General features: G+C 32.2%; 18 protein-coding genes. 1 reads left to right on the forward strand and 17 read right to left on the reverse strand.

What is annotated here, in order from left to right; translation table 11 throughout:
* Positions 1-68: 68 nt before the first annotated feature.
* The 17 genes from kamC to KQI38_RS22840 all read right to left on the reverse strand — a co-directional run bounded on the left by kamC (position 69) and on the right by KQI38_RS22840 (position 19,069).
* Positions 69-1,706 (reverse strand): lysine 5,6-aminomutase reactivase ATPase KamC, encoded by a 1,638-nt coding sequence (gene kamC / locus KQI38_RS13995; RefSeq protein WP_216560505.1) that lies wholly within the window; start codon positions 1,704-1,706, stop codon positions 69-71.
* Position 1,707: 1 nt separating this feature from the next.
* Entirely contained in the window at positions 1,708-2,736 is a 1,029-nt protein-coding gene (kamB, locus tag KQI38_RS14000; RefSeq protein WP_246565848.1) for a lysine 5,6-aminomutase reactivase subunit KamB, read from the reverse strand.
* A 159-nt stretch (positions 2,737-2,895) separates the two neighbouring features.
* Complete coding sequence (gene kamA / locus KQI38_RS14005; protein WP_216560507.1) at positions 2,896-4,146, reverse strand: lysine 2,3-aminomutase; 1,251 nt, start codon at positions 4,144-4,146, stop codon at positions 2,896-2,898.
* A gap of 149 nt (positions 4,147-4,295) precedes the next feature.
* Positions 4,296-5,333 (reverse strand): L-erythro-3,5-diaminohexanoate dehydrogenase, encoded by a 1,038-nt coding sequence (gene kdd / locus KQI38_RS14010; RefSeq protein WP_094900414.1) that lies wholly within the window; start codon positions 5,331-5,333, stop codon positions 4,296-4,298.
* A 355-nt stretch (positions 5,334-5,688) separates the two neighbouring features.
* Positions 5,689-7,077 carry a sigma-54 interaction domain-containing protein gene (locus KQI38_RS14015; protein ID WP_216560509.1) on the reverse strand — a complete coding sequence of 463 codons (1,389 nt, stop codon included), beginning with the start codon at positions 7,075-7,077 and terminating at the stop codon, positions 5,689-5,691.
* Between the two features lie 195 nt (positions 7,078-7,272).
* Positions 7,273-8,481, reverse strand: coding sequence for a hypothetical protein (locus KQI38_RS14020; protein ID WP_216560511.1), 1,209 nt, complete (start codon positions 8,479-8,481; stop codon positions 7,273-7,275).
* Positions 8,482-8,639: 158 nt separating this feature from the next.
* Complete coding sequence (gene ypeB / locus KQI38_RS14025; protein ID WP_216560513.1) at positions 8,640-10,007, reverse strand: germination protein YpeB; 1,368 nt, start codon at positions 10,005-10,007, stop codon at positions 8,640-8,642.
* 11 nt (positions 10,008-10,018) lie between these two features.
* Positions 10,019-10,714 carry a spore cortex-lytic enzyme gene (gene sleB, locus KQI38_RS14030; protein ID WP_276515588.1) on the reverse strand — a complete coding sequence of 232 codons (696 nt, stop codon included), beginning with the start codon at positions 10,712-10,714 and terminating at the stop codon, positions 10,019-10,021.
* A gap of 305 nt (positions 10,715-11,019) precedes the next feature.
* Positions 11,020-11,739 (reverse strand): stage II sporulation protein R, encoded by a 720-nt coding sequence (gene spoIIR, locus KQI38_RS14035; RefSeq protein ID WP_216560515.1) that lies wholly within the window; start codon positions 11,737-11,739, stop codon positions 11,020-11,022.
* A gap of 185 nt (positions 11,740-11,924) precedes the next feature.
* A complete protein-coding gene (locus KQI38_RS14040; RefSeq protein WP_216560517.1) occupies positions 11,925-13,052 on the reverse strand; it encodes a Ger(x)C family spore germination protein in 1,128 nt (375 codons plus the stop codon).
* Entirely contained in the window at positions 13,049-14,143 is a 1,095-nt protein-coding gene (locus KQI38_RS14045; RefSeq protein WP_216560519.1) for a GerAB/ArcD/ProY family transporter, read from the reverse strand. The genes KQI38_RS14040 and KQI38_RS14045 overlap by 4 nt, the downstream gene beginning before the upstream one ends.
* The gene (locus KQI38_RS14050) at positions 14,130-15,644 is read right to left on the reverse strand and encodes a spore germination protein (RefSeq protein WP_216560521.1); all 1,515 of its coding nucleotides are present in this window, start codon (positions 15,642-15,644) and stop codon (positions 14,130-14,132) included. The genes KQI38_RS14045 and KQI38_RS14050 overlap by 14 nt, the downstream gene beginning before the upstream one ends.
* Positions 15,645-15,655: 11 nt before the next feature.
* Positions 15,656-15,865, reverse strand: a complete 210-nt coding sequence (locus KQI38_RS14055; RefSeq protein ID WP_216560523.1) for a CLC_0170 family protein — start codon at positions 15,863-15,865, stop codon at positions 15,656-15,658.
* A 61-nt stretch (positions 15,866-15,926) separates the two neighbouring features.
* Positions 15,927-16,781 (reverse strand): 4-(cytidine 5'-diphospho)-2-C-methyl-D-erythritol kinase, encoded by an 855-nt coding sequence (ispE, locus tag KQI38_RS14060; RefSeq protein ID WP_216560525.1) that lies wholly within the window; start codon positions 16,779-16,781, stop codon positions 15,927-15,929.
* A 72-nt stretch (positions 16,782-16,853) separates the two neighbouring features.
* Positions 16,854-18,401: a DUF3794 and LysM peptidoglycan-binding domain-containing protein gene (locus KQI38_RS14065; RefSeq protein WP_216560526.1), complete on the reverse strand. Its 1,548-nt coding sequence runs from the start codon at positions 18,399-18,401 to the stop codon at positions 16,854-16,856.
* Between the two features lie 114 nt (positions 18,402-18,515).
* Positions 18,516-18,782, reverse strand: coding sequence for a Veg family protein (locus KQI38_RS14070; RefSeq protein ID WP_246565849.1), 267 nt, complete (start codon positions 18,780-18,782; stop codon positions 18,516-18,518).
* Between the two features lie 176 nt (positions 18,783-18,958).
* Positions 18,959-19,069, reverse strand: coding sequence for a hypothetical protein (locus KQI38_RS22840; protein ID WP_420857137.1), 111 nt, complete (start codon positions 19,067-19,069; stop codon positions 18,959-18,961).
* 189 nt (positions 19,070-19,258) lie between these two features.
* Between KQI38_RS22840 and KQI38_RS14075 the strand changes: the two genes are divergently transcribed.
* Positions 19,259-21,061: a heme NO-binding domain-containing protein gene (locus KQI38_RS14075; protein WP_216560547.1), complete on the forward strand. Its 1,803-nt coding sequence runs from the start codon at positions 19,259-19,261 to the stop codon at positions 21,059-21,061.
* The last annotated feature ends 5 nt before the right edge of the window (positions 21,062-21,066 follow it).

The following is a 21,066-nucleotide window of genomic DNA, read 5'->3' on the forward strand; positions in this document are numbered from 1 at the left end:
GAAACTTCGAATAAATTCGAAGCTACTAACTAAAAGACCCAAAAGCCTCACTTAAAGCTTTTCACTATTCACTCTTCACTTTTCACTAATCTTAAATATCTCTCCGCCAATTCAAGTATTTCTTCATCCAACCCCATTATTCTAGCTATGTTTAATGCATCCTTAGGAACTGCCGTGTCTTTTTCTACTACTCTCAGGCTGTAGTCCATGTATTTATTGATTATCTCCATTTTTTCATGAGAATCCATCTCTTTTGCCAAATCAAATATATTTATTTGAGATAATCCTACTACTTGTAAATGAACTACATTGTCTAAATTTGCCACATTATCATAATGTGTAGTTAATAGTGTTATGGAATTTTTGTCCTTTAGATAGTCAACTATTGCTTTGGATATAGCATAACCTTCTTCTGGGTTAGTACCCCTTGCTAATTCATCTATGAGAATTAGCCCTTTTTCATTCGATTTAGATATGGCTTCTCCAACTATTTTAATTTCTCCGCCAAATGTAGATAGTCCTGAGTCTGTGGATTGCATATCTCCAATGGAAGATTTTATAAATTGATTTAAACCTAATTTCATTCTTTTCGCTGGTACAAATAATCCATATTGTGCCATGACTGACAATAGTCCCACTAACTTTAGACTAATTGTTTTACCTCCCATATTAGCTCCTGTAATACAAGCTACCCCTTCTTTTAAGAATATGGATATAGGAGTAAAGCTTAGTTCTTTTTCTTTGAGAAAATCTGCCACCTTTGGATGAATTCCATCGATAATTTCTATTTTATGTTCTTCTACTATATCTGGTTTTACTCCATTTATATCTAAAGCATATTTTGCTTTACCAAGGATTAAATCTAGCTTACCTATGCTTGCCATGTTTCTAAATATTTCTCTTCTTCTCTTACCAATTTCCTTAGAAAGATTTTCTCTTATTCTCAGCTCTTCTCTTTCTTCTTTGTCCTTCAAAATAAGAACTTCTCGTTCTAATTGATTCATTTTTTCCGTTGGCTTTATAGCGAACTTTATATTCATATAGGTTTCTGAAACATAGGTAAGATGAGAGTAGTTTTGGATTTTTTCTATTACTTCCTTCTTATCCTTGGATATGACTACAGATGAATCAGGTCTAAGATCTAGATTTAACTCTTCCTTTATTGTATTCTTAAGTTCTTTTTTCTTTAATTTTATTTCTTTATCTATTTCACGCTTCTTTTCTCTAATTTGTTTCAACTCATCAGAGTAAGTATCATATATATAAAATGTTGATATTCCTGTGTCTTCAGGATCTAAAAGCTTTTCTAAGGACTCTATTGGTTTAATTTCTGTATCATCAAAGATTGGTATATTATTTTTCTTTATTAATTCACTTAGGTCTCTAATTAAAAAAAGAAAGTTTTTTATCTCAAATAACTCTACTTCTGTGAGGATAAATCCCTCCATAGCCCGTCTAGTTGAGGTTCTTAAATCCTTTATATGAGCAAAGATATTGTTAAACTCCCTTCTTATTTCTTTATTGTTAACTGATGATAAATAAGCTTCTATCTTGTCTAGTTCCTCCATCAGTTCTCTTTCTCTACCTAATTCAAATGCTTTAAGCCTTCCTTTATACATCATCCCATAGGGTGTAAGGGTGGATATCTTATTTAATATATATTGAAAATCTAAGGATTCTTGAGTCACTTCATCCATGAATATCATTCTATTCACCACCTAATATCAAATCCATTACTGGAATATTCTTTATGTAGGATTTCATTTTTAATAAGAATTCTGCTGGTTCAAAGTAATATCCTTGGGGTGCATACGGATTTACCGTTATTCCTACTAAATTTATTTTATCCAGAACTTTGACCTTAACACCTTGCCTCATAAATTTCAGCCAATCCCTCGGATTTATAAATATTTTTGTACCATCCGTAATCACTATCTCTATATTTTTATATCTTCTTGTTGATCTAGTTAAATCCTCTAGGGTATTTTTCACCAAAGAACCTGGAATCACTAAATATTTTGAATCATCTCTTAGGTGATCTCCTATTATTGCGCCTCCATTTAATGCTGTTTTTAATGGGATGATATCTACTTGATTATTTTCATTTATTACTGCTATTTGATTTTCATTTATAATATTTCTAATGATTTCCCTTACATCCTGATCTTCAATAGCTGGAAGTCCTAATGTATTCACCACATGAATTGTTTCTTCTATTACTTTATTTACATCTCTAGATAATACAGCTCCTGTAGATAAAATAGTAGCCTCTGATATAGCTGGAGCTGCTTGGGATAGCCTGTCAAGGGCTCCATCTATGATGACAAATTTGGCACCAAGATTTAACATAATATCAGAGACTGCTTTTATTTCAGAAAGGCGCTGGGGGCCTGCTATTTGAACATAGCCCCCATCCCTTACTCTGCCTATTATTATTTCACCTAAAGGTGTTCTATATTCTGTTACACTTATAATCTCTATGTTAGCATCTCCTAGATCTAGCATTCCTGTAGCTGTAGCTATAAGAGTGCCTTCTTCTACAAAGATACGCGGCTTCTCTGTTTCTGTTACTATATCTAGAGATTCTCCATCACGACCTATGGATGTAATACCAATAGGAAGCCCCTCATCAATAGCTTCCCCTATTAAATGGTTTAATGCTACAGTCTTTCCACTATTCTTAGACATTCCTACTATAGATATTGTTTTGTACTTACCATTTATTAGTTCTAGCATGATAAAAACCCCCAGTTTTTTTCAATTCACAATTCACGGTTCACATTTCACAATTATTAGGGTCTGGCTATGGAGTCTTTTTTTGCGACCTTTGGTCGCTTCCCTAATTGTGAATTGTGCATTGTGAATTGTGAATTTGTTTAAGCTATGCATTGTGAATTAGTCTTTTCTATGTCTTCTTTCTAGATAGCTTGGTTCTAGAGCTTTTACTTCTGGTCCTTGAAGTAGTTCTGCAACTCCTGTAATTCTGCCTTCTCTTTCACCTTTACATACAGGACAATTACATGGCTCTTCTATCATTTGTGGTTCTGTATATGTTGTGATTATACCTTCGTAGTTTCTTAATACTACCTTAGTTGGTGATTGTGATATTACATATTGAGGCATTACTGGGGTTTTTCCTCCTCCGCCAGGAGCATCAACTACAAATGTTGGTACTGCATATCCTGATGTATGTCCTCTTAATGCCTCTATTATTTCTATACCTTTTGATACTTTTGTTCTAAAATGTTCAATTCCCATAGAAAGGTCACATTGATAGATATAATAAGGTCTTACTCTCATCTTAACTAATCCATGTACTAAGTCTTTCATTATATGTGGACAATCATTAATTCCTCTAAGTAATACTGATTGATTACCAAGTGGAATACCAGCGTTTGCTAATTTCTCACAGGCTGTCTTTGATTCAGTAGTGATTTCCTTTGGATGGTTAAAGTGAGTATTTAACCAAATTGGATGATATTTCTTTAGCATGTTAACTAAATCATCTGTAATTCTTTGTGGCAATACTACTGGTGTACGACTTCCGATTCTAACTATTTCTACATGTGGGATTTCTCTTAGTTTTTTGATGATATATTCTAATACATCATCTCCTACTAGTAGAGCATCTCCACCTGAAAGTAATACGTCTCTTACTTGTGGAGTATTTCTAATGTACTCTATACATGCATCTATTCTGTCTCTAGGCACTCCCATATCATTTTGTCCTGCAAATCTTCTTCTAGTACAGTGTCTACAGTACATAGAACATTGGTCTGTAATTAGGAATAATACTCTATCAGGATATCTATGGGTTAATCCTGGTACGGGTGAATCTTCATCTTCATCTAATGGATCTTCAAGGTCAGATGAGCTAATATGAGTTTCCATTAATGTAGGTACTGCTTGCATTCTAACTGGACAATGCGGATCATCTGGATCCATTAGAGATGCATAATATGGTGTAATACCTACTCTAAATTTCTCCATTACCTTACCGATGTTCTTTTCTTCTTCCTCTGTTAAGTTTATTATTTGTCTTAGTGTAGTTACATCGGTTACTCTATTTCTAACTTGCCATTTCCAGTCATTCCATTCTTCTTCAGTAACATTTTTCCAAAGCTCAATTTCACTATAATGACGCATTTTATTAACCCCCTTATTTTTTATTCAATTCACAGTTCACAATTCACAGTTCACAATTATTAAGGTCCAGTTACGGAGTATTTTCTTGCGACCTTCGGTCGCTTCCTTAATTGTGCATTGTGCATTGTGAATTTGTTCTAGTAAATTGACTAAGCGTATAGCTCTGTAAATATCTTTCTTAAGGATTCTGATTCTCTCATTAATTCTAGTGATATTGCTGCGTGGTCTTTAGTGTATCCATTTCCTACTATCATAGTTACGTCTTTACCTACTCCTTCTGCTCCTAATGCTGCTTTTGTAAAGCTTGTAGCCATACTGAAGAAGTATACTATTCCTCTGTCTTTACAGATTAAAATAGATGACATTTCTGTATTTGGGATATTTACTGTATTGATTACGATATCAGCCATTTCTCCATTTGTAGCTTCCTTAACCTTTTCAAGGATTTCTACTGCATCTGTTGCATTTGCTTTGATATATACATCTGCTAAATTAGCATCTTTACATCTTTGTAGAGTAGTATCTCTTGAACCTATACAGATAACCTTACCTGTAACTCCTGCTCTTTTCTTTGCTTCATATAGACAAAGCATACCTGATTTACCTGTTCCACCTATAACTACTACTGTATCTCCAGGTTTAACTAATTTTGCTGTTTGAGCTGGTGCCCCTGCTACGTCTAGTACTGATAATGCTAGGTTTTCAGGCATATCTGATGGAATTACTGCATATATTCCTGATTCAAATAATATTGCCTTACCTACTATATCTACTTGATCTACATCTGGTCTTATTTCTTTGAATTCATCTATACGTAATGGTGTTAAAGATAAAGATACTAATGTAGCTATTTTGTCTCCAACTTTAAGATCAGTTTTACCTTCTAATGCCGGTCCAATTTTTTCTATTGTACCAATTAGCATTCCACCTGAACCTGTAACTGGATTTTGGTGCTTACCTCTTTCTGCTACGATACCTTTCATTATCTTTTTAATTTCTTCTATGTCGCCCTTAGCCTGCTCTTTAATTTGCGTAAAGCTTGCTGAGTCTACATTCAATGTTTGAACGTCTATAAGTATTTCGTTGTCATAAATTTCCATATCATTGTCAATTTTAAGTGCTGGTTGTGGTAAAACTCCCTTTGGTTCAATAACCCTATGAGTACCGTATGGACATCCTTTTTTCATAATTGCATTCCTCCCCAGTATTTTAAATTAAATTTATTCACTAATTAATATAATGCAATATCTATGCCAATGCCAAATCAAATGTCATTTTAAATCATAAAACGACATTTGTTAATTATATCACGATGTTTTAGCTGTTTTGGGGATTTTTTTCTTTGGAAATAAAGATTTAGAGTTGAAGAAATAGGTTTTCAATGATTTTAAAGATGAAATCAGTGCCGAATATTGGGCGATATGACAATGCACAATTCACAGTTCACAGTTCACAATTAAGGAAGCGACCGAAGGTCGCAAAAAAGACCTAAAAGCTAGACCCTAACAACTGTGAATTGTGCATTGCGAATTGTGCATTAAATCAAAGCCCTAGCTTTGATAATCTATACTGTAGTGTTTGTCTTGGTATTTTTAGTAGTTCTGCTGTTCTAGTTATATTATGATCTGTTTGTTTTAGAGCTTCTTTTATTAAATTTCTTTCTGTTTCTTCTAATATTTCTGAGAGAGAGGATTCGTGTAATTCATGATTTTTCTTATGCTGTCTAAATTTATATGGAAGGTCCTCTATATCTATTATTTCTCCATCAGATATACTCATTATACCTTCAATTAAATGTTCCAACTCTCTTACATTTCCATCCCACTCATAATTATTGAATATATTTAGTACACCCTTGGATATACCTTTTACTTTTTTACCTAACTTCTCATTAAATTTATTAATGAAATAACTTGTAAGTACAGGTATATCATCCTTTCTATCTTTAAGGGGCGGGATTTCAAAAGATACTACATTTAATCTGTAGTACAAATCTCTCCTAATTTGTCTTTTCTCCACTGCTTCTTCTGGTGATATATTCGTTGCAGCAATTATTCTAACATTAACTTTAATTGTATTTGTAGCTCCTACTCTTCTTATGGTGCCATCTTGTAAAACTCTAAGGAGCTTAGATTGAAGTTCTAAAGGCATAGAGTTAATTTCATCTAAAAATAATGTACCCCCATGGGCTAATTCAAACAATCCAGGTCTATCTTCCGCTCCAGTAAAGCCTCCCTTTATAGTACCAAAAAGGATTCCCTCTAAAAGATTACCTGGAAGTGCCGCACAATTCTGTGTGATAAAGGGTTTATATCGCCTCGAGCTTGCATTGTGAATAGAATGAACAAATAATTCCTTTCCTGTTCCAGTATCTCCTGATATCAATACAGAGGCGTCTGATTCTGCCGCCTTTAGTGCAAGTGATTTCAACCTTATCATCTCTTTGTTTTCACCTACAATATCTAATAAGGTAAACTGAGCAGATTCTTTAGCTTTATCTATGGCATTCTTTTCTTTTTTATTATTATATAATTTATTTTGAAGGTCTACTATTTTCTCCGACATTTGACGTACCGTCGTTATATCCTTAGATATTTCCAATGCTCCTAAAATTTTACCTTTTGATGTTATTGGTATTGATGTATTTATTGTTGTAATTTTTTCACCTTTATAGTTAAGAAATGTTTGTTCCTTCTTATGCATTGATTCTCCTGTACGAATTACTGTGAGAAGGGTACTGGTTTCTTCTGTAAGAGATGGATATACTTCAAGTAAATGTCTGCCTATAACTTTCTCTCTCTCTATTCCATCTATTCCTTGAGCAAATTTATTATAATAAACTATTATTCCATTTTTATCAATAATATGTAGTCCCTCTTCCAAATAATCTAGAATTTCCAATACATTTTCTCTAAAGAATAAATCTTTCATATTTTCATCCTCCCTATGTCTAGAATCCCTCTTATATTCTGCTTAATTTCGGGCGGCACATGCCTAAAATTAGGCGGATATCCGCCTAATTCAAACTATTAATTATTCTCCTATATCTATTTTACTAATAATATATAAATATTACAACTAAAAAGAACACATCTATTAAGGATGTGTTCTCTAGAGTTTCTATGGTTATTTTGCTGGAGCTGGTACTGGAACATTTTGCATTTTCTCGATTTGCTCCATTTGCATTTTCATCATTTCCATATAATCGATTGAATTCTTTTCATCTACTTTATGCATTTCTACTTTCACATCTTTACTGTTGATATTGTAGCTCTTTGAAGTATAGCTGATACCTAATTTAATTATACCTTTCATTTCTGGAGCTTTTTCTCCTACAACTTCAGCTATTTGACCTAAATCTATTCTTAAGTCAATAGTACCAACTTCATGAACTATATATCCCTCTTTATTGATACCAAATTCAATTACTATTCCTTTATCTCCTAAGATCTTAACATCTTTGTATTTTTCCATGAATTCATTGAATTTTACCTTAAATTCTGGTAATTGTTTTTCAAGGTCTGCTAAGCCTTGTTTAACTTCTGCTTCTGCTGCTTCCTTTTCTCCTTCTGGAAGTACAACTACGCTCATAACTGCATTCATATATTCTTTTATGAATTCAATAACTTCTTTCTTATCTAAGCTATAGTTTACTGCATCTTTAACAAGTCCTTTTAAAGCAGCATCATCCATTTTTAATTCGTATATATCTAATTTTTCTTTATTTACTACTTTACTATCTTTTTGTTTAACTACCTCAATACCTGGTTTGAAGTCTTTTTGCATTTCTTTCATGAATTCTGTTAATTTAGGCTGGAACTCCTTGCCAAATTTCATCAATTCATTGAAATTCATTTCTGCATTTTCTTCTTTCATCATTTGTCCCATATCAAGAACTATATATTGCTTTGCAGGATCATTTGGAAACATAGAACTCATTAACATTTGAGGCATCTTTATAACTTCTTTAATTTTAAGTTCATCAGTTGACATATCCATATCAACCCAAACATTCATATCCATGCCCATGCCACCAAAGTTCATATTCATATCTACTTGTGCTTGGCCTACTGTTTTTTCCTTATTGTATTTTGCTTTTTGATTCATTGCAATTTTGGAATTATTCACCATAGCCTTTACTTGTTCTAGCATTAGCTGCTCTTCTTCTGAGAATCCTTCTGCTTCAAATGTAAATCCCATTTCCATTTTAGACTCTATTGAGGTTATATCTTGCATTTTGTTGAAAGCATTATATAACTTTGATTCTCCACCAACACAGCCCGTTAATGATATGGATAATGCTAATATCAATGCTAATACCGATATTTTTTTCATACAATCCCTCCTAGATTTTTTTGCATAATATTATGTATATGCTCATTAATTATCATTATATCAAGTATTATCATTAGTATGCAAGTGATTTGACAAAAAAGTGACCAAGGTCATAAAAAAACAAGAACCCATTTTTTTAAATGAGTTCTTGTTTTAAACTAGAATGTTAAAGTGCCATTCTCATCTTTTATTATTTGCAATATTTGTTCTTCTCTACCATCCAATGCATTTATATAGATAATAAAATCAGAATCATTATATTTTCCTTTAAATTCATAGCATAAAATCTCATTTTTTCCTTTTGGTATTATAGCTAACCTAGCAGAATCTATGTTAAAATCTACTTTAACTTTAGATCTTGCCTCAGTTTCATCTATATGTGGAGTTTCTATATTTCTCTCATGATGATTCATATAATAGGCTGATGCATCAAATCCTACTATTTCTCCTGTATCCAATGCTACTTTTACCTTAATTAAATCAGGATAAATTGTTACATCTTTTTCCTTATATGCAAAGTTAAATAAGATGGTTCCATCATACTTTAATGAATAGTTAGACTCCATATTATCAAAACCTTTTTCCTTTAAGTACTTCAATGCTTTGTCTTCTGCATTCTTTATTGATAATTTTATATTGAAAACTGGTCTTGGATTTACCATCCAAACTACTTTGCCGCCTTTTTTAGATACACCCATATATACCGCTAAGTCCTTTTGCTGGTTTTGAGGATATAAATGGAATGTGTACGAAGGTATTTTAACTTCATTCATATTCTCACCTTCTTCAAATGCCTGTATATCTCTAACCCTATCTTTTCCAAAAAATTCTAGTGCTGTATTTCTGGCCTCATCCATTGATACATCATTATCTGGAAGACCCACGGGTTTTCTATTTAACATTTGATCTGAAAATGGTCCATCATATATCAGTTCGGGAGTTTTTGCCATTTGTTTATCTAATGTTACCAAGGATGTTTGAAATACCTTTTGATTTCCCTGCTCTACTTTTTTACTCTGCTTACTGCTCATTGCACCCAGTGCGAAATTTGATTCTGCTAGACTATCATAAATCTTGGAAAGTTCACCATTAAATGCTGCGGAGTTGGTTTGAAGATTGTTTAATGCTTCCCTTTGTTCTTTTGTTACACCTTCTCCCAAAAGATGTCTCTGTATTAAATATGACGAATAGTCTGCCGCTTGCGTTAAAAATTTCTCTGTTTTTGCTGATTCTGCATGGGTTATTGGCATCTGTCCTAATTTATCCTTAGCAGAGAATGCTTCATTCATAATTTGTGAAAATAATACTATGTTCTGCTCCTTTGAATCTGCTACTAAGGCCTTGGATAAATTTACTTGAACATTTTCTACATGCTTTTTCACATCAAAGAATAGTCTTTGATAGTGATTTTCTAATGCTATTTCATGTTGTTTCCTAACTTGATATTGATTATATCCCCAAACAAGTGCTACGACTAATAGAAGACCTAATAGAGCTGGTGCTATGAATCTTCGACTATCTCTCATGATTTCACCTCCTATATTCCAAACCAGTGTTTACCAATTTTTAGCGTTACCTTTCTAGACCATATCCATTTGGATGTGGCAGTGGCTGGATTCCAATAATAGAGACAACCATAAGTCGGATCCCAACCATTTAAAGCATCCCTTGCTGCTTTTATGGAATCTTTATTTGGAGTTAGATTTATTTGTCCATCAGCTACTGCTGTAAATGCTAGAGGCTGATATACTACTCCAGCTATAGTATTTGGAAAAGAAGAACTTCTTGTTCTGTTAAGAACTACTGCCGCTACGGCAACCTTACCTACATAAGGTTCTCCCCTTGCTTCACCATGAATAGTTCTTGCTAAAAGATACTCGTCAGCCTTTCTATTTACACCTTGGGTCTGTGCCGCAGTTGTAGTTGTTGCCATCCCTAAGGCTTTAGCAGTAGAAGGTCCCACTATTCCATCTACCGTCAAACCATTTTTAGCTTGAAACTTTCTAACAGCTCTATAGGTTCTTGCACCATATACCCCATCTACGCTGCCATCATAATATCTCCATCTGAGAAGTTTATCTTGCACTGTTCTTACATCATTCCCCTGTACCCCCCAATATAGGGTTCTAGGACTGAATAATGAATTATAATTCGTGGCTGTTGGTTCGTAGAAAAGAAAAACTGAAAGAAACACCATTGTTAAAGCAGTTGTAATTATAATGAATTTCTTCAAGATTATTTACTCCTTTCATTGTTTTTTCTTATAACCCAATGATAAGCTCTCTCCCATTTTATTTTCATAAAAGAACTTTACATCAATGGGCCTCAAGAAAAGCTACCTTAAAGATGTTTTAATAGGAGCCTTTTCTTATAACCCAATGATAAGTTCTCTCTATTTTATTTTCATAAAAGAACTTTACGTCAATGGGTTTCAAGAAAAATTACCTTTAAAATGTTTTAATAGGAGCTTTTTCTTATTTTTAGTAAATTTCCATATTTTATACATGAAAATATTAAAACCTGCAATAACTATAATAATTATTGCAGGCTTATTATTTGCTTATATTTATTGACTTCATTTATTTTTTGTTCTTTAGTTAATTCTTCTATCTTATTATCTTTTTTCTTATCCTTTTTATTATCTTTTTTATTATCTTTTTTATTATCTTTTTTTAATTTTTTCATAATCTCTGCTGTCTTCCACTTTAATTTTAATTTTGGCTTCTCTTCTTCCAAGGTTACTCCTAATTCTTTTTCTAGGTTATAAGCCACTGAATGTGTAACATCTACAAAACATAGTGGAGGAAACATTACACACCACCAGTTTTGACCTTTTCCTTCTCCAAGTGTAATGAGTAATGTCTCATATTCTCCTGATGGAAGCACTAAATTTCCATACTTTCTTGTAGGAAAATTATCTTGTCCAAGGGTCACTGCTACATTATAATCTTTTCCTTCTTCCTTTATTACTCTCTCTGTTATGTACTTCATCTCTTCCATATTATCTTTTATTATTCTTCTACTTTCTCCTATGGATTTGGTGTCTCTGAACTTATCATTCATTTCTTTTAATATTTCATCTCTGATTTTAAGCTTTAAAGCTTGATCCTCTTCTTTATCACTATTAGCTCTTATATGAAATCTAATAATTTCATCCTTGAAACCTTCTTTTGCTTTATTTTCTATGAGAGGGTGTATTATATAGGTAAAACTAATAATAAATAAGGATAATAGCAGTATTAATTTTTTATATTTCATATATTTGACCTCCTATTTGCTTGTCCTAGATTTGTATTATAATTCTTGCCAAATATAGTTTCTTTATACATATTTTCGAATAAAAATAACTATAAAAAATTGTGCAGCCTTATATCTCAGTATATAAGTTCATCAGAAGGCTCTCCATTTTTTATAGTTACTGTTTCTCAATTATCTCTCAATTGTCACTGCACCAATCCTTTTCTTCTTATCTCAACAGTTAATGCTACTTCTATATCCATTTGAGAAAAAATCTCATCCCAATCTTTTGATACTTCTTTCCATACTTTTGGATGAAATTTAGATATATACTCTCCTACTCCTATGACATCTGCCTTATATTCTTTCTGCAGCAACTCCAGAGTCTTATTTATTTCTTCTTTTAATTTTGTCTCTATTGCTTTTTCCATATCTTTTAGTGTGCTAGCACTGTCGATTAAAGGATTATCTCTTAAGATATATTCTTGTAATGCTCCCTCTAACTCCACATCTATTCTTACTTTTAAATTTTCTCCCTCTCTTACTAATTTCTTTTTGGCGCTTGCATCAGTTAATGAATATGATATAGGAGCATCTCCAAGTTTAGCATCTATTATATCTGACTTGACGCTACCTCTTATTAATGATATAGCTCTATTTTCCAATTCTCCTAAATGGCCTATGAATTCATAATTTTTAAATATACATGCTCCAAATACTTTTATATCTTCGCCATGTGCTGCAGTCCTAGGCATCAATGCTACACCTCCAATGTCTGTATTTTTAATGAATCCAGTTAGAGTTTGAGGTGTGTATCTAGATGTAGTTCTTGTTCGCCTAAGCATACTAAAAAGTGTTCCTTCTATTACTTCTTGTCTTTTAGCTCCTGGTACAGCTGAAAGTAAGTCTCTGGCTTTTTCTTCTGCCATTACAAGTCGTATTTTCTTATTTATAACAAAATCTCTATTAAGTCCATCTAATATTTCTCTAATTGCATCTCCGTCTCTAGCAACTTCATGTCCTAATACCAGCACTCTCAGATGTTTAAAATAAAATGGATATTGCAGCCTTGTATATAATTGAGAGCTTCCTTGAAAAACAGATGGTGCTATAGTCGATATTACATGGACTCTTTCCTGCTGAGTTGCATTCTTTCCTATGGCATTTATATTTGGATATGATATGGTTATAATATATTTTTCCCCTTCTCCATCGTTTAAATCTACTCCTATGGAATAGGGAAATAATCTTTGATTTATTTCTATCATATCCCAACATCCTGTAGTTAAAAAGGTTAAAATTATTATAATTAATATTAATTTGAATTTCTTCATCTTCTTTTCCACCTTAACTTTATATATCCAATACAATAAATTAATATGGGTAATATAAATATTGATACTAACCCAGAGTAATTTATAAATGTTCCTAATTGTTTACTTACCTCTATAATGTTCTGAGGAATTAATGATACTATATATACAATTGGTAATAGAGGTATAATAAATAAACTATGGTCTCTTGTAATAAATAACTTTGATAGAACCTTTCCCGCAGAGTAATAGGTCGAAGCCATAGTTGCAAATACAATTAAAACCCAGATAGCCATCACTAATCCATCTAAGTTTTCTATAAAATATCCCGGCAAATCAATCTCCTTTATAATAGATAATGTAGGAAAAGTTTGCCTTTGTAAGTGATGTATTCCATATTGGGACAAACAAAGTATAAATATGATGACATACATAGCTATTACAATTCCAATTCCTGTAAGACTAGCCTTAAGAGTTTTTTCCCTTTCTTCAGCAAAGGGTATTGAAAATAATAATATTTCAAATCCAAAATAACTAAAAAAGCTAACCTCTATACTCTTGGGTAAGCCTTTCATACTAGATTGAAATACAGGAAGTATATTCGTAAAATCTGAATTTGGCAATGATACAAGTATCAAAAATATTATGAATCCTAATATAACTGGATATATAAGATATGCTGCCCTACCAATTATTTGAATTTCAGATCTAGCTATATAGGATGTGGTAAGTACAAAAGTCACTATCATTATCTCAGTTGGTGTAGTCTCTAAGAGAAATGCTTTCAATATTTCAGCTAGATTTCTAGCAACAGAAGACATTAAGGCTACAAGATAAGAAAATACAAAAATAAGGAATATATTAAATATCCACTTCCCTAACACTTCCTCACCTATCTCAAAGAAATCTTTATCGGGATAGAGCTCAAATAATTTGTTGATAATTACAATCCCAGCAGCCATAAGTAATCCACCGATTATTATGGCTATCCATCCGTCTTTACCGAGAAATACTGCTACTTCGTTAGGAAGGGATAATATACCTACTCCCACTATGGTGGAAACTACTAATGCCCTTATTTGGTTAGTTGATATTTTATTACTTTCTCTCATCTTTCCAAGATCTCCTCATCCTTATCTTATTCCTTGGTCGTGTGAAGGTAGGTCTCTCCTTAAGTTCTTGAATTGGTGCCTTAGTTAAAGTATCCTTTAGTTCACCAGTCCCTACTCCTAAACCTGAATATGGTGATGTAAATGGCACACCAAAACTATTTAATTTAATCAGATGTGTCCCTAAGAGAATAACTCCAAGCATTATGCCGTATAACCCAAAGATAGCTGCACCTAAAATAAGTATAAATCTCCAGACTCTTAAGCCTGCTGCAAATTCATAGCTAGGTATGGCAAACGAAGCTATGGTAGTTATAGCTACTATAATTATTAAAATAGCACTTACTATTCCTGCTTCCACTGCTGCTTGACCGATTATAAGCCCACCTACTATCCCTATGGTAGTACCTATAGGGCCAGAAATCCTTGTACCAGCTTCTCTTATAAGTTCGATGGTAACTTCCATTAAGAAAGTTTCCACGACTGCGGGAAATGGCACATTGATTCTACTGGCTGCTAAATAATATGTTAATTTTGTAGGAAGCAGCCCTGGATGATACGAGATAATAGCTATATAGAGAGCAGGAGATAGAAGGGATAGAGCCACTGCTGCCAATCTTAAAATCCTAACTCCCTGAGCTTCTTGCCATCTAGTATAATAATCTTCTGATGATTGAAGCAGTGTACCTACTGTGGCAGGTACTATTAGTGCAAAAGGTGAATTATCTACTATAATAACTACACGGCCCTCATAGAGAGCTGCCGCCGCTGAATCTGGTCTTTCTGTATTCTCTATTTGAGGAAATGCAGACATATAATTATCCTCTATTAAATTTTCCAACATAGAACTATCTAATACGGCATCAATATCAACAGACTTTAACCTTTCATTCACTTCTCGTACTAAGGTTTTATCTACTATATCCTCCATATACATTATTGCTAAGCTAGTCTGAGATCTTTTACCTACTGTTTGCATCTTAATTTTTAAGTTTGTGTCCTTTATTCTTCTTCTAACTAAGGTCATATTTACCTTTACTGATTCAGTAAATCCATCCCTTGGTCCTCTTATTACTGTTTCCGTCTGTGGCTCACTAATACTTCTAGAAGCCCAACCTTTAGAATCAAATACCAAACATTTATCCACTTTGTCAATTAAGATTACTGTATCACCAGAAAGTACTGAATTTGCTATATTATCTATATGAAATTCTTCTTTTACATCTATGGTGGTCAAGGCCTCTTTTGAAATTATATCTATTAAAGGGGTCTTAAACCCCTTGAGGGAGAAAGTTTTTATCTCTTCTTCTATAAATAACGAATAAATAGCATGCTCTGCAATATATTCCTTACTTACTAATCCATCTATATATATTAAAGTCATCTTTACCCTGTAAACATCGCCTATCTCTATTTTTCTAAATATTATATCATCGCAATCAGTAAATAACGTCTTAAATACTTCTTCATTTTTCTCTAGATCTTTGAGTAATATTTTTTGCATACATTACCCTCCTACATCATTAATAATAGAATAAACATCAAACCACCTATGACCATATAGGAATAAGATATAATCTTAACTATCTTTAATTCTCTCATATATCCTTTTTGTCTATATCTTCTTCCATCAAATATTAGAGTAAAGATTCCCACAGCAATTATCATCAAAATAGTATAATTACTAATGATTCCTTTTAATGCTTGAAGTAATTTAGAAAACAAAAAACCCACCTCCTGTAATTTATATACTTTACAAAAGATGGGTAATATATACATCTTAGTATTAAATTGTCTTTGCCAAAAGAACTATCCCTTTAGAATACTTTTCTGTTAAGATTTGTTTGCAAAATTTAAGTTTATCCATATCATCGAATAACCCAAAGACTGTTGGTCCACTACCACTCATAAGAGCACCTAAGGCACCATAATTCACCATATCTTTCTTGATTTGAGATATAATAGGATTCTTTTCTATAACTACTTCTTCCATAACGTTAGTTATATTATCTGCCACAGATTTCATATCATCTCTTTCTATAGAAGATATTATTTTTTCTACATCCATTCTCAATTCTTTATTTAGTCTAAGATTTCCATATACTTCAGTAGTTGAAACACCTATACCTGGGTTAACTAATAGTATATCCTTATCTTTAAATGACTTAATTTTCGTTAATCTTTCACCTATGCCCTCCGCTAAAGCGGTTCCTCCCATAATACAATATGGAACATCTGCACCAATTTCAATTCCTATTTCTCTTAATTCTTCTTCACTTAAGTTTAAGCCCCAAAGTTGATTTAGTCCCTTTAAAACAGCAGCTGCATTTGCACTACCTCCTGCCAATCCAGCTGCTATTGGAATGTTTTTGTGTATATTTATTTGAATACCCTTGTTTATGCCAGTTTTTTCCTGCATCTTCTTCCATGCACGATATACTAAATTTGTAGAATCTAGAGGAAGCTCTTTATTATTGCAATCTAATTCTATATCTTCTTCGATTTCTCTTATAATCAATGTGTCACTAAGGCTTATTTGCTGCATTATAGTATTTATTTCGTGATAACCGTCTTCTCTTTTATATAATACATCGAGACCTAAATTGATTTTACCGTAGGACTCTAATACGATTTCTTTCATTTAAACTTCTCCCTTGTGAAAATTTACCTTTCCATTATACCATAGTTCCTACGATACTATAAAGATACAAATTTAAAAAGATATATCTATTGTTTTTTCAATGATTATTTTCTCTCCTGGCATTATATTGTTTGGACTTAAATTTTCATTTGCCTGTAATATTTCTTCTATTGTTGTATTATACCTTTTAGCTATATCCCATAATATATCATTTCTTTGTACTATATAAATTGTTATGCTAGGACGATTTTTCTTATCTATTATCTCTCCGGTTTCTTCTAATGAATTTATTACAGATAATAATCTATTTCTATTGATTTTTATTTTATGTTTTATAGTTCCTTCTATAACAAATATATCTTTAGACATATTTGATTTAATAGATTCTAAGTCTAAACTTATATCTATCAGTGGATCTATTACTTTTTCTTCCATAGGTAAATAATATTTATATGGAATTTCCTCTCTCAATGTATTGATTTCACCAGTATCAGAATCCAGATAAATTCCATGTAATGAAAGAATCCCCTCTACTACTAACTCATCATCTACAATTCTGCTGTCTATAATAGTTGGGTGTCCTGATATATTATATAGTTCCTTTATTCTATATTCAGATAAATCTTTCAATATATTTTCTCTATGAATTGTACTCTTTATATTTTCAATTAAATTAATTTCTCCTATTCCTATTTTAATTTTTTCCTTAGTTGAATATGCATCTACTATTAGATTTTTTTCATTTTCTGAATAAGCTAGACCTGATATTCTTAGTTTTGCTTCTATGTCTAATATCTTAAGTTCTCCTTCATCATTCTCCAATACCTCATAGCTTCCTTCCACCACTTCTATAATAAGTTCTTCCTGAGATCCAGCTAATGCTCCAGGCATTTCTAAAAAATGATTGAAAGGTATTTCCTCTTCTACTGTGGCAATCCTATTTTCTCCATAATAAACTATCCTAGCGTTTACCATACCTGAAACTATTATTCTATCTTCTACTACAGTAGCTTCCTGCTCGTAAGCTTGTATAGTCATCTTAAGTATTTCTTCCATGACTGGCTTTTCTTCTCCTATTTCAAAAGCTTCCTTTACGATAGCATAGGATGTTTCCCTACCATAGATCTCCTTATACTTAATAGTTTCTTTTAATGTCTGTAGATTTTGTTTTTCTCCTATATCCTTAATTATCTCTATATTATTAACCTGCTCTACTTTCCCTTCAAGACTTACTAGGGCCTTTAGAGATAATTTTCTTTCATCTAATATCTCTTCCTCTATGTATTCAATATTAGATTTTATGGTTGCTGACATATCTTCCGTAATCCCTGATATTTCTATTTCTTCTCTAAAATCTGCGTTAGCATCTATTGTATATATATTATTTTCCTCTTCTTGTGATTTATAGACTACTTTAAATTTTACTACTCCTGATATTACTAGCCTATCCCTTATTACTTTAGTACTAAGTATTTCTACTAGACCATCTGTCCAAAGTACTTTCCCCAGATCTGCTTTTGATGGATTCAAGTAAACTTCTGTTTCTACTAAGGCTTGGGTGTCTTCTTTTCCTCTTAGTTCTTCAATCCGTAAGACATCTTTTATTAACTCAATCGACATAATATCCCCCCTAATTATTTCATATAACTATCCTATGAAGATATATATGCGTAAATGTGCTAAATAATGAATAAAGACACAAAAATAACTGTACAATCAATGTACAGTTATTTTTCAAGATATTTTTACCTGTGGTTGGGTTTGTGAGCAAACAGTTACTTCTACGGTTCCCGTCAATATGTCTGTGTAGGTATATGATACTTTTCTACTACTATCATATTCGTTATTAATCCTCACAACAAATAAATTAGGGTATGCTGCCTCCAATATTCCTTCTCTAACTATAGTCTTTTTTCTACCCTTATTTGCTCTTAGTATTACAGTTTTGTCAATACATTTTTCGATGTCCTTACGAATCCTAATCAATATATCTTTTTCCAATATAGCAAACCACCTTCCATTAATTGCTCCCCGACAGTAGAGGGCAGAAGAAGTGTTTGGGACACTCATGTATGCATTATATCATAGAATTCCTATTTTGTCAAACAAATAAATTATTATACTATTATTGAGTTATTTTGTCAATTATAATTAGCAATTATTTTTTATTAATTTTTTTATTTTTCTCCAGAATTTAGTTTAAGTATATCTACTTCAATCAATTTTATATGCTCTATCATTGCATTAGCTGCCTTTTCTGGATTTCTGTCTTTTATTGCATTGATTATATTTCTATGTTATTCCACAAAGTAATACATATTTAAATGCTCATTATCTCCGATGTAAAGCTCCCTGATAGACTTTATAAAAGGGCCATAAGATTAGATATTATAAAAGCTATATGACTGAAAATATTGGGATTTTTGACAAATACTGTGATATAATATAGTTAATTGTATAACAAGGGGGAAATAATTTTGAAAGGTACTATTGTTTCTGCATGGGTACAAACTTGTAGGAAACTGTATGGAGAAAATATAACAAACGAGGCATTAGATTATTTTAATATTAGTCCAAATAAAATATTTACACCTACGGAAGATATTGAAGATAAGGTGGCTAGAGGAATCCTTGACTACATTGCTAAAAAACTAGGAAAAACCTCTGATGAGGTATGGAGAACCATGGGTAATCACAATGTCATTACTTATTCTAAGGTTTATCCTGCATTCTTTAGATACAAGAATCTATATTCTTTTCTTCAAGCAATGTATGATATTCATGTTGTAGTTACTAAAAGAATAACTGGTGCAAAACCTCCTATTTTAGGGATAAAACCCATAGATAAATATACTGCACATATGACTTATAATTCTTCTAGAGGAATGTTTCCTTATTTCCACGGTATGTTGGAAGGTGCTGCTAAATATTTTAAAGAGGACATTAATATTGAAACTTTAGAGAAAACAGAGGATTTCACAAAGATATCCATCACTTTTCCTGATGAGATTTATTATCAAAAGAAATTTAGATTTAATAAAGCATTATCTTTTGGATTTATGAAGAATATGGAAGGAAAAATTGCCTTATCTTCCCTTCTATTAGTAGGTATTCCTGGAGTTTTGTTATCTAAATTTGTAGTTCCGTCAATAGCCTTCCCTGGAATTTTAGTTCTTTCTACTCTTGTTCCATTTTTGGTTAGTAAAGGACTGTTTAAACCTCTTAAATCCATTTATAGTTCTTTAGATGAAATTAAGAATAAAGACTTGTCTATAGTGGAAAATATATCTACTAATGATTTCTTTGAAGATATCAATGATAAGTTGAAGGATTTAAAAGAATCTATAAAAACAGACTTTGTAGGATATAAGGGTACTACCGATGAGTTAAATGTTTTTGCTGATAAATTCGCCGAGATTTCTAGTAATATGAGCTTTACTTCATCTGAAATATCAAATGTAGTAGAACAGGTGGCAGGAGGAGCTATAAATCAAGCCGAAGAAACTGAACAAGTAGCATATCAGTTAAACAATTCGATTATTTCTTTAAATGATGTTGTTAGAAAAGAAAACCTAGGCAAAGGTGAACTAGAATCAGCTGTTGAACAAATAAATAGGGGGTTTGAAGATTTAAAGTCTACATCTGATAGCTTAAACCATATACTATTACAGTTCTCTCAAGTAAAATCTAAGGGCCAAGATTTACAAAATAGGGCTACTGAAGTTCGGAATATTGTTGAAACTGTTGAAAAAATTGCTGAGCAGACCAATTTATTGGCTCTAAATGCCAGTATAGAAGCATCCAGGGCTGGAGAATATGGAAGAGGATTTACTGTTGTTGCATTAGAGATTAGAAAGCTTGCAGAAGGCTCTAAAGAGGCAGTTCAAACTATCAACGATAACTTAGAATCCTTTATTAAAGATATAGATGGATTTGTATTTGATATATCAGATCAGTTTAATATACTTGAAAGGGAAAATGTTAAACTAAATTCAGTTGCAGAAGAAAATCAAGCATCTGTAAATTCTATAGCACAAGTATCTGACTTAATCATTGAATTAACAAATGAACTTACAAACGAGACTAATAATATAAATAATATATCTCAGGGTATAGAATCCTTGGCAGCCATCGCTGAAGAAAACTCTGCCTCATCTCAAGAAGTATCTGCTAATGTGCAAACATATACTGAAGAGATTAGAAAAATGACTGAAAGTATACATGAGTTTAAAAAAGTCAGCGTGGAATTTAGCAAAGACTTGGAAAAATACATTGTATAAAAGCG

Source organism: Tissierella carlieri (assembly GCF_018917285.1).
Taxonomy (GTDB): domain Bacteria; phylum Bacillota; class Clostridia; order Tissierellales; family Tissierellaceae; genus Tissierella; species Tissierella carlieri.

Bases quoted from the DNA above. Each gene is read 5' to 3' on its own strand.
- kamC (WP_216560505.1), bottom strand. From the start codon at position 1,706: ATGATATTCATGGATGAAGTGACTCAAGAATCCTTAGATTTTCAATAT.
- kamB (WP_246565848.1), bottom strand. From the start codon at position 2,736: ATGCTAGAACTAATAAATGGTAAGTACAAAACAATATCTATAGTAGGA.
- kamA (WP_216560507.1), bottom strand. From the start codon at position 4,146: ATGCGTCATTATAGTGAAATTGAGCTTTGGAAAAATGTTACTGAAGAA.
- kdd (WP_094900414.1), bottom strand. From the start codon at position 5,333: ATGAAAAAAGGATGTCCATACGGTACTCATAGGGTTATTGAACCAAAG.
- KQI38_RS14015 (WP_216560509.1), bottom strand. From the start codon at position 7,077: ATGAAAGATTTATTCTTTAGAGAAAATGTATTGGAAATTCTAGATTAT.
- KQI38_RS14020 (WP_216560511.1), bottom strand. From the start codon at position 8,481: ATGAAAAAAATATCGGTATTAGCATTGATATTAGCATTATCCATATCA.
- ypeB (WP_216560513.1), bottom strand. From the start codon at position 10,007: ATGAGAGATAGTCGAAGATTCATAGCACCAGCTCTATTAGGTCTTCTA.
- spoIIR (WP_216560515.1), bottom strand. From the start codon at position 11,739: ATGAAATATAAAAAATTAATACTGCTATTATCCTTATTTATTATTAGT.
- KQI38_RS14040 (WP_216560517.1), bottom strand. From the start codon at position 13,052: ATGAAGAAATTCAAATTAATATTAATTATAATAATTTTAACCTTTTTA.
- KQI38_RS14045 (WP_216560519.1), bottom strand. From the start codon at position 14,143: ATGAGAGAAAGTAATAAAATATCAACTAACCAAATAAGGGCATTAGTA.
- KQI38_RS14050 (WP_216560521.1), bottom strand. From the start codon at position 15,644: ATGCAAAAAATATTACTCAAAGATCTAGAGAAAAATGAAGAAGTATTT.
- ispE (WP_216560525.1), bottom strand. From the start codon at position 16,781: ATGAAAGAAATCGTATTAGAGTCCTACGGTAAAATCAATTTAGGTCTC.
- KQI38_RS14065 (WP_216560526.1), bottom strand. From the start codon at position 18,401: ATGTCGATTGAGTTAATAAAAGATGTCTTACGGATTGAAGAACTAAGA.